This is a genomic window from Streptomyces sp. NPDC040405, from assembly GCF_055595765.1.
In genome coordinates, this window is record NZ_JBVIVI010000001.1 from 1,571,262 (window position 1) to 1,580,791 (window position 9,530).

Sequence of the window (9,530 nt, forward strand, 5' to 3'; positions counted from 1 at the left end):
CGCACTCCGGTGCGCAGTCGCGCACCGCGCACGGTCAACCGGATGAAGGCTCCGCTTTATTCCCGGCCCCGGGACCCGTGGGACTCCTGGGTTCTGTGGGTCCCTTGGGCCCCGGGGCCGGGCGGTGTCAGGCGGTACGGCGGCGGAGCACCAGGACGGTGGCCGCGGTGCCGAACACCAGCGCACCGGCGGCGATGCCGATCGGCAGGACGGCCGAGCCGCCCGCTCCCGCGCTCCCGTCGGCCCCGGCGAGGCGGTGCGGGGTGAGGGCGTCGGCGATCGGGGCGCTGGCGGCCAGGGCGCTGGTCGTGTAGTGCCCGGACCGGTGCACCGAGTCCACCGAACCGTCCTGCTTCAGCAGCACTTGGGTGTTGTTCGGGTGGCGGAAGTCGAACATGCCGGACAGCGAGTTCGCCCGGGCGTCGAAGGAGGCGTCACCGATCCGGCCGGTGTGCCAGTTGTCCTCGATGAAGCGGGTGATCGACGTCTGCTCGGTGGGCGTGTGATCCACCTTGTTGGCCTTGCTGTACGGGGAGATCACCAGCAGCGGCTGGCGCGGGCCGGGGCCGCAGCGGTCCTGGTAGCCGCGCGCGGGCCGGGGGGCGGACTGGCAGGCGGGGCTGTCGGTCGCCTTGCCGTTCGAACCGGCCGTGGTGTCGCTGGAGCCGTTGACGGGCTTGGCGTACGCATGGTCGTACCAGCCGTCGCTGTCGTCGTAGGCGACGACGACCGCGGTGTCCTTCCACTGCGGCGACTTCTGGATCGCGTTGATCTGCTTGACGAGGAAATGCTGCTCGTCGACCGGGTCCGAGTAGCCCGCGTGGCCGTCCTGGTACTCGGCGGCCTTCAGGAAGCTGACCGCGGGCAGATGGCCCGTCTTGAGGGCGGCGTCGAAGTCGGTCAGATCGTAGTTGTGGTTGGCCTGACCGCTGTGGCCGATCTCCGACACGTTCTTCGGCGGCAGATGGTGGGGGTTGGCCGTGGACTTGTAGTACTGGAACGGCGCGTGGTGCGGGCTGTAGTCCACCGAGGACGCGCCGCCGACGTTGGTGTGCGTGGTGCCCGAGCACTTGGCGTAGCTGCCCTGCTTGCCGTCCCAGGCGGTGCTGGGCCGGAAGCCGCCCTGGAACCAGCCCCAGCTGACGTCCCTGGCGTTGAGCAGGTCACCGATGTTCTTGCCCTTGAGCTGCCCGAGGGCGCTGCTGCTGGTGTGGTCCTTGTCCGAGCAGTCGTCGAAGGCCGGGTCCGGGTCGTTGATCATCGTGCCGACACCCTGGGCGTCCGGGGAGGCGACAGTGGCCGGGTCCGGCTTGTCGGTCTGCTTCGGGTCCTCGGTGGAGGACTTCGGGTCGGTGGAGACGATGCCGTGGATCTGGCCGGAGACCAGCTCGACGGCGCCCGGGCTGGACGGGCCGTAGGCGGAGCTGAAGGAACGGTCGCTCAGCGCGTAGTGCTGGGCGTAGTTCCACAGCCCGGTGACCGTGTTGCCGTCGAAGTAGTCCATCACCAGTCCGGGCTCGCCGAACAGCCCGGTGCACTTGCTGACCTCGGTGTTCTCGACGAACTTATCGGCCTTGCCGCCATTGGCCGCGTACTGCTCGGGGCCATAGGAATGGTTCTGGTCGCAGGTCATCGCCTGCGAGGACGCGAGCCGCTTGGGCTTGTAGAGATTGGGGTTCTTCTCCAGCAGGCCCGCGTGGGCGAGGGTGTCGATGTTCTTCGGGGTGTCCTCGGCCGGGGTGAACTTCGTGCCGTCGGTGTTGGCGGCCTTGGGATAGGTGCCGAAGTAGTGGTCGAACGAGACGTTCTCGTCGAAGAGCACCACCACATGCTTCACGGGCGTCGCGGTCCGCTGCGCCGCCCCCTTGGCGGGCGCGGCCCATGCGGGCGCCACCCCGCCCGCGGTCGCCAGCACCGCGGCACCGATGAGGGCACTCCAGCGCTTCGCTCGTCTTCTACCGCCCATGCCTAGCCTCCACACGTATCCGTTTCACGCCTGCGCCGTGATCCTCGTCCGCGGGCCGGACATTCCGATGGAATCCATGGAGGAGGGTGAATGAATAGAGAGTCAGGAAAACACAAGGAATTCTTGAGGCGTTCTTGACCGGGGGGTGGGCGGAAGAGCACCGGATGGTCAGGACAGCAAGGCCCGGCCCAGCCAATCCGCTTGGTGCCGCACCCCGGGCAGCGCGAAGAAATAGCCGCCGCCGAACGGGCTGATGTAGTCGACCAGCGGCTCGCCCGCGAGACGCTTTTGCACCGCCTCGAACTGCCGGGTCAGGTCCTGCTGATAGCAGCAGAAGAGCAGGCCCATGTCCAGATTCCCGTTCCCGTCCATGCCGCGGTCGTAGTTGTAGGCGCGGCGCACCAAGCGCTGGTCGTCGGTGCGCTCCGTGCGGGGATTGGCCATCCTGATGTGGCTGTCCAGCGGGATGATGTCGCCCTTGGGGTCCTGGGCGAAGCGCGGGGTGTCGAACTCGTGCCGCCCGTCCAGCGGTGCGCCGGACTCCCGGCTGCGGCCGAACATCCGCTCCTGCTCGGTGATCGACACCCGGTCCCAGAACTCCACCAGCATCCGGATCAGCCGGACCACCTGATAGCTGCCGCCATTCGCCCAGCCCGGCTCCCCGGAGCGCCCGCCCGCCCACACCAGGCGGTCCATCAGCCGGGCGTTACCGGTGTCCGGGTTGGCGGTGCCGTCCTTGAAGCCCATGTGGTTGCGCGGGGTGCCGGAGGGGCGGGGCGGGCTGAGGAAGCCGTCCATGCGCCAGCGCACCTGCAGCGCGCCCCGGGTGTGCCGGGCTATGTCCCGCAGCGCGTGCAGCACCGTGTCCGCGTTCTCCGCGCAGAGCTGGAGGCTCAGATCGCCATGGCACCAGTCGGGGTCGAGGTCGTCGTCGGGGAAGGACGGCATGGCGCGCAGCCGCCGGGGCTTGCGGTCCTTCAGCCCATAACGCCCGTCGAAGAGCGAGGCGCCCACGCCGACCGTCGCGGTCAGCCGGTCGGCGCCGACCAGCGGCCCCAGGGTGCCGGAGTCGACGGGCGGCGCGGTGATGCCCACCGGATCCGGGGTGCCGCCGGTGGTGAGGAAGCGGCAGCGCGCGGTGAGGGTACGGAACAGCTCGGCCAGCTCGGTGCGCCCGTCGGCGGTGGCGTCGAAGGCGAGGAACGCGGTGGCACGCTGCGGCGGGGTGAGGATCCCGGCCTGATGCCCGCCGTGAAACGGAACCCGCGCGGGCAGGCTTCCCGCACCCTCCGCGGTCGCGCCACCCGCGGTCGCACCGCCCGCCGCCGCACCATCCGTCCCCCCGTCGCCCGCCCGCGCGGCGGCCGGGGCGGCCGAGGCGCCCGCCACCGCGCCGACCGTGCCCGCCGCGGCACCCCGCAGAAAGCCCCGCCGCCGCACCTCGCTCACCGCGTCCTCCGCACATCCGTCAGGGCCGCCACATCGGCCAGCCGCTCCACCAGCGCACCCGCGGCGGCGTTGATCTTCTCCCGGCGCCCCCGGTCGAGCCGGTCCACCGGGGTCCAGCGGTCCCCCTGGTGGGCGGCGCCCAGGGCCTTGCCCGTGCGGTCCAGCCAGGTGTCGATCTCCGGCAGCCCGGGGTCACGGGACGTCAGCAGCGGGCGCAGCCGGGCCAGCACGGCCCGGGTGCCGTCGAGGTTGGCCCGCACGGTGGCCAGGTTGGTGCCGCTGCCGTAGTCGGTGCGGCCGGTCAGCTCGAACTGCACGCTGTTCTCCATGATCTCGTGCGCCCGCAGACCCAGGTCCGCGGGATCCATCCGCTGCTGCGGCCAGCTGTCCCGCAGCGCGCGGACGTCCTTGTCGAGCTGGTCGGCGGCACCGCGCAGACCGCTCGCGGACGCGTCGTGCCACAGCCCGTACTCGATGCGGTGGAAGCCGGTGAAGCCCGGATCGCGGACCCCGCCGGACAGCCCCGCCGTGGTGCCGTTGATCGCCCTGTCCGCGTCGCCGAAGGTGCCATAGGCGGCGCCCATCCGCTCGTACACCAGGTGGGCCGGGAGCCAGGCCGCGCGGGCGGCGGCCAGATCGCCCCCGCGGACGGCCGAGCGCAGCACGTCGGTGCGCCGCACCAGCTCGCCCATCCGGCCCTGGACCCATCTCTGGTAGGCGATGGTCGGGGGGATCAGGTCCTGCTGGGTAACCGGAACGGCGGCCGGGCCGCCGCCGCGTGCCGGTCCGGCCACGGTCACCGTGGGTCCGGTGACCGCGTCCGTGTCGTCGGGCAGGCAGCGGAAGGCATAGGAGCCCCCGCCGAGGGTGACCCGCAGCGGGCGGGTGGTGCCCGGGCCCAGGCCCTCGACCTCCCCGTAGACCGAGCCGTTCGCCGGGTTGGTCAGATAGACCTCGGCCGCCCTGCTGGACGTGTTCTTCAGGTCGAAGACCTGCTTGCCGCGGTACGGATGGGCCCAGCCCTTGCCGCAGCCGCCCTCCGACACCTCGACCGTGGTGTGCCGCAGCCCGTCGGCCGCGGTGGCGGAGGCCCGCGACGCCCGGGCGTCCGAGGACCCTCCGCCGGTGGCCAGGGTGGCGGCGGCCACCGCCGCGGCGACCGTCACCGCACCGGTGATCAGCAGCGGGCGTGGCGACCCGGGCGAGAAGGGAGGAAGGCGGCGCACGGCTGGATACTAAGCAGATTTCGGGAAGCGGAACCCTGTCGGGGATGTCCGGAGAGAGGGAATTCCCGCCCGGTTCACCGATCCGTCACCGCCCGCTCCCCCTTTTCCGCCGCTGTCCAGGAACCTCGCCGCCCGCTCCCCGGCTCCCCGGCCCGCTCCCCTGTTCTCCCGCTCAGCCGCTCGCCGCGAACAGCGTGCCCAGCCGGTCATGGACCGGCCTGCGGCCCAGCAGCCGCAGCCCCTCCCAGACCGTGACCTGGTTCGCGGTGAGCACGGGCTTGCCCAGGTCCGCTTCCAGATCGGGCAGCCAGGCGGCGGAGTGCAGGGCAGTGTCCGGCAGCAGCACCGCCTGAGCGTCGGGATGGTCACCATGGCGGGCCATCCGCAGCACCTCCTCCCGCCCCCAGGTGCCGACCTCGGCGGCGGTGATGATGCCGCTGCCCTGGGTGGAGACCACCTCGGCGCCCGCCGCCTTCAGAAACGTCTTGAAATACTCCGCGACATCCTCCGGATAGGTCGCGGCGATGGCCAGCCTCTCCACACCCAGCGCCTGCACCGCATGGGCGAAGGCGAAGGAGGTGCTGGAGGCGGGCAGCCCGGCCGTCTCCTCCAGCTCGCTGACCTGCTCCCGGGCGCCCTCCCAGCCGAAGACGAAGCTCGCACTCGTACAGGCCCAGATCACCGCCTGGGCGCCGCGCTCCTTCAGCTCGGCGACCCCGGCCGCGAGACGGGCCCCCGACCCCATTTCCAGCAGGGCGTCCACCCGGTGCGCGTCCTCACCGATGTCGGTGTGGACGAGCGGGAGCCGGACGCTGTCGCCGAGCATCCCTTCCAGCCGCGGATAGTCGTCCTCGGCGGAATAGCCCGGGTAGAGAAAACCCACCGTGTCCGGCGTCGCCCGCGTCGCGTCCGTCATGACTGCCTCCTTACCTGCGGCCCCCGTGAGCGCCGCCCCGCACTGTCATTTGTGATACACCGCAGCCGCCCGCCGGGTTCCCTCACATCGCAGACGAACCTCCCGAGTCGTCGAGGAACGGGCCCTCGCCGATCCCCGGCCCGAACCCCGGGTCGAGCCCGTCCGCCGGATCGCCGTCCGGCCCCGGCGACGCGGCCCCGGCCAGCGCCGCCTCCGGCGCCGGCTCGGCGTCCGCCACCGGATCCGAGATCGGGGGCATCGAGGCCATCGGGTCGGCCACCGGCGACGACGCCATCCCCGCCGGGCCCCGCCGCGCGGCCGGGTCCAGCAGCGCCTGGTACGGGCCGACGGCCTGGGCGCCGATCTCCCGCAGCGCGGCCCAGATGGTCACCTGGTTGGCCGACAGCACCGGCATCCGCAACTCCGCCTCGAGCTGCGGAATCACGTCGTACGTCGGCAGGTTGGTGCAGCTGATGAAGAGCGCGTCGGGCGACCCGACCACCGCCTCCCGCGCCATGTCGACCACGTCGCGGTAGGGCACCTTCCAGATGTGCCGGGTCAGTCCGAGATAGGCCCGGCCGGTCACGGTGATACCGGCCTCGCCCAGGTAGTCCTCCAGCGAGTCGGTCACCGACCGGGTGTACGGGGTCACCACCGCGACCCGCCGGGCGCCGATCTCCTGCAGCGCCGCCAGCAGGGCGCCCGAGGTGGTGAGCGAGGGCAGCTCGCCCGCCTGTGTCATCGCCGCGCACATCGCGCGCTCACCGGCCACGCCGCCGACGAAGCTGCCCGAGGTGCAGGCGTATGCCGCCACTTCCGGTGCGACGGCGCTCAGCGCCCGCACCGCGTTCTGAAGGGTTTCGTGCTCGCTCACGAGCCGTGCCAGGTCGAGACTGACCTCGACCGGGACGAAGGGTGTGCGGGTGAGGTGCAAGGAGACCTCGTCCGGCACCCAGCGCCACAGTTCGCGATCAAGCGCGAAGTCGAACGGTGCTACGACGCCCACGCCACGCTGCGGCTGCGGGCCACCCAGAAAGGAGACGTCCATATATCGAGCCCCAATACAGAAAGGGAGGGCTGGACCATTGGCCAGAGATATAAGAGAGAGCACCGGCCTGATGCCGGGACGTCGGGACAGATCCGTTGTTGACGACGGTAGTTTCCGCTGCCTAGCGTGGTCAATCCCCGCAAACCTTGGCGCCTGCCCCGACTCTCGACAGCCAAACTCACCCACGTTTCGAAACGGTTACCCGCCTATGTCCGAAAGCACTGTTGTCGTCTTCGGCGAGCAGCCCCCGGTCCGGCTGGACCGGCTGGCCGGCCGGGCCCAGGTCGTGGTGTGCGACGAGAAGACCCTGCCCGACGCCCTGCCCACCGCCGACGTCCTCCTGGTCTGGAACTTCACCTCCGACGCGGTACGCGACGCCTGGCCCGGCGACGGCCCCCGGCCGCGTTGGGTCCACACCGCCAGCGCCGGGGTGGACCGGCTGCTGAGCCCCGAACTGACCGCCTCCGACACCGTGTTGACCAACGCGCGCGGCGTCTTCGATCAGCCGATCGCCGAGTACGTCGCCGGGCTGGTCATCGCCCTGGGCAAGGACTTCCTGGGCAGCTGGGAGCTGCAGCGGCAGCGCCGCTGGCAGCACCGCGAGACGATGCGGCTGGCCGGGTCGCGCGCGGCGGTCATCGGCGCCGGGCCCATCGGCCGGGCCATCGGCACCACCCTGGCCGCGCTCGGGATCAAGGTCGACCTGGTGGGGCGTACGGCCCGGCCGGGCGTCCGCGGCAACGACGAGCTGCCCGAGCTGCTCACGCAGGCCGACTGGGTGATCTCCGTCGCCCCGCTCACCGAGGACACGCGCGGCATGTTCGACCGGACCGCCTTCGCCCGTATGAAGCCCACCGCCCGCTTCATCAACGTCGGACGCGGCCCCCTCGTCATCGAGGACGACCTGAAGGCGGCCCTCCTCGGGCGGCAGATCGCGGGCGCCGCGCTGGACGTCTTCGAGAACGAGCCGCTGGCCCCCGACGACCCCCTGTGGGACGTGCCCGGGCTCTTCGTCTCGCCCCACATGAGCGGCGACACGGTCGGCTGGCGCGACCATCTCGCCGAACAGTTCCAGGACAACTACGACCGCTGGCACGCGGGCGAACCCCTGCTCAACATCGTCGACAAGCGTCTCGGCTACGTACCGGTGGACTGATCGCACAGCCCGAATGATCTGCACGATCTGAACGGAGAGCTGGATGACCGACCTGCACGACCTGACAGCGGTTCAACTCCTCGAGCGGTACGGCTCCGGCGACCTCTCCCCGGTCGAAGCCACCCGAGCCGCCCTCGACCGGATCGAGCAGATCCAGCCGAGGGTCAACGCCTACAGCCGGGTGGACGACGAGGAGGCGCTGCGCCAGGCGGAGGAGTCCGCGGAGCGGTGGCGGCGCGGCGAACCGGCCGGGCTCCTGGACGGCGTTCCGGTCTCGGTGAAGGACATCCTGCTGATGCGTGGCGGCCCCACGCTGCGCGGGTCGCGCACGGTACGGACGGACGGGCCGTGGGACGAGGACGCGCCCGCGGTGGCCCGGATGCGGGACCACGGGGCGGTGTTTCTCGGCAAGACGACCACCCCGGAATTTGGCTGGAAAGGGGTCACGGACAGCCCCGTGTACGGGGTGACGGGCAATCCGTACGACCCCGGGCGCACCGCGGGCGGCTCCAGCGGTGGCAGCGCGGCCGCGGTCGCGCTGGGCGCCGGTCCGCTCAGCCTCGGGACGGACGGCGGCGGCTCCGTCCGCATCCCCGCGTCCTTCTGCGGCGTCTTCGCGCTCAAACCCACGTACGGGAGGGTGCCGATCTATCCGGCCAGCGCCTTCGGGACGCTCGCCCATGTGGGGCCCATGACCCGGGACGCGGCCGACGCCGCGCTGCTCATGGACGTCATCACCGGGGCGGACTGGCGCGACTGGTCGCAGCTCGCCCCCTTCGGGGGGAGCTTCCGGGAGGCGGTCGCCGCGGGCGGCGGCTCGGTGGACGGGCTGCGGGTCGCCTACAGCCCGTCGTTCGGCGGCTCGGTCGATGTCGACCCCGAGGTGGCCGCGTCGGTGCGGCGGGCCGTGGATCTGCTGGCCGGGCTCGGCGCGGTCGTGGAGGAGATCGACCCGGGCTTCGCCGACCCCGTGGAGGCCTTCCACACGCTGTGGTTCAGCGGCGCGGCGCGGGTGGTGCAGCCGCTCGGCCAGGAGCAGTGGGAACTGCTCGACCCGGACCTGCGGGAGGTCTGCGCCCAGGGGGCCGCGTACAGCGCGCTGGACTATCTGGCGGCGGTGGACGTACGGATGGCCCTCGGGCACGCCATGGGGCGCTTCCACTCCGCGTACGACCTGCTGGTCACGCCGACCATGCCGATCACCGCCTTCGAGGCGGGGGTGGAGGTTCCCGAGGGGTCGGGGCACACGCGGTGGACGGGGTGGACGCCGTTCACGTACCCCTTCAACATGACGCAGCAGCCCGCGGCGTCCGTGCCGTGCGGGATGTCTTCGTCCGGGCTGCCGATCGGGGTGCAGTTGGTGGGGGCGCGGCATGCGGATGCGGTGCTTTTGCGGGTGGCGCATGCGTTGTATGGGGCGGGGGTCGCGGAGGGCGTGCCCGCGCCGGTGGGGTGACGTGCCCCCCGGGGCTCCGCCCCGGGGACCCCGCTGGGGCTCCGCCCCAGACCCCCGCCGGGGCTCCGCCCCTGGACCCCGCTCCTCAAACGCCGGAGGGGCTGGGAGGTACGCCCGGAGGGGCTGGGAGGTACGCCCGGAGGGGCTGGATGTGGCGGACGTCGGCTGGATTTGGCGGACGTCGGCTGGATGTGCCGCGCATCGGCTGGATGTGCCGTCCCGGGGGGGGGGGGGGGGGGGGGGGGGGGGGGGGGGGGGGGGGGTGGGGGGGGGGGGGGGGGGGGGGCGGGGGACCCGCACGACAGAAAGAATA

General features: G+C 72.0%; 7 protein-coding genes. 2 read left to right on the forward strand and 5 right to left on the reverse strand.

The features are described from left to right. Positions 1-127: 127 nt before the first annotated feature. The 5 genes from ACZ59A_RS06285 to ACZ59A_RS06305 all read right to left on the reverse strand — a co-directional run bounded on the left by ACZ59A_RS06285 (position 128) and on the right by ACZ59A_RS06305 (position 6,605). Positions 128-1,966, reverse strand: a complete 1,839-nt coding sequence (locus tag ACZ59A_RS06285; RefSeq protein ID WP_470954180.1) for a phospholipase C — start codon at positions 1,964-1,966, stop codon at positions 128-130. Between the two features lie 168 nt (positions 1,967-2,134). Continuing rightward, positions 2,135-3,415 carry an iron uptake transporter deferrochelatase/peroxidase subunit gene (gene efeB, locus ACZ59A_RS06290; RefSeq protein ID WP_470954182.1) on the reverse strand — a complete coding sequence of 427 codons (1,281 nt, stop codon included), beginning with the start codon at positions 3,413-3,415 and terminating at the stop codon, positions 2,135-2,137. Then, positions 3,412-4,641, reverse strand: a complete 1,230-nt coding sequence (locus tag ACZ59A_RS06295; protein ID WP_470954185.1) for an EfeM/EfeO family lipoprotein — start codon at positions 4,639-4,641, stop codon at positions 3,412-3,414. Before ACZ59A_RS06295 ends, efeB begins: the two co-directional genes overlap by 4 nt. A gap of 172 nt (positions 4,642-4,813) precedes the next feature. Continuing rightward, entirely contained in the window at positions 4,814-5,557 is a 744-nt protein-coding gene (locus tag ACZ59A_RS06300) for a maleate cis-trans isomerase family protein (RefSeq protein ID WP_470954188.1), read from the reverse strand. Between the two features lie 82 nt (positions 5,558-5,639). Continuing rightward, positions 5,640-6,605, reverse strand: a complete 966-nt coding sequence (locus tag ACZ59A_RS06305) for a maleate cis-trans isomerase family protein (RefSeq protein ID WP_470954191.1) — start codon at positions 6,603-6,605, stop codon at positions 5,640-5,642. Between the two features lie 208 nt (positions 6,606-6,813). Between ACZ59A_RS06305 and ACZ59A_RS06310 the strand changes: the two genes are divergently transcribed. Together ACZ59A_RS06310 and ACZ59A_RS06315 are read left to right on the forward strand one after the other, a co-directional pair. Then, positions 6,814-7,761, forward strand: coding sequence for a D-2-hydroxyacid dehydrogenase (locus tag ACZ59A_RS06310; RefSeq protein WP_470954192.1), 948 nt, complete (start codon positions 6,814-6,816; stop codon positions 7,759-7,761). A 43-nt stretch (positions 7,762-7,804) separates the two neighbouring features. Further along, on the forward strand, positions 7,805-9,217 hold the full coding sequence (locus ACZ59A_RS06315) for an amidase (RefSeq protein WP_470954195.1): 1,413 nt from the start codon (positions 7,805-7,807) through the stop codon (positions 9,215-9,217). Positions 9,218-9,530: the final 313 nt, after the last annotated feature.

Excerpts from the sequence above, each read along its gene's own strand:
- ACZ59A_RS06315 (WP_470954195.1), top strand. The coding sequence starts at position 7,805 with ATGACCGACCTGCACGACCTGACAGCGGTTCAACTCCTCGAGCGGTAC.
- ACZ59A_RS06300 (WP_470954188.1), bottom strand. The coding sequence starts at position 5,557 with ATGACGGACGCGACGCGGGCGACGCCGGACACGGTGGGTTTTCTCTAC.
- ACZ59A_RS06305 (WP_470954191.1), bottom strand. The coding sequence starts at position 6,605 with ATGGACGTCTCCTTTCTGGGTGGCCCGCAGCCGCAGCGTGGCGTGGGC.
- ACZ59A_RS06285 (WP_470954180.1), bottom strand. The coding sequence starts at position 1,966 with ATGGGCGGTAGAAGACGAGCGAAGCGCTGGAGTGCCCTCATCGGTGCC.
- ACZ59A_RS06310 (WP_470954192.1), top strand. The coding sequence starts at position 6,814 with ATGTCCGAAAGCACTGTTGTCGTCTTCGGCGAGCAGCCCCCGGTCCGG.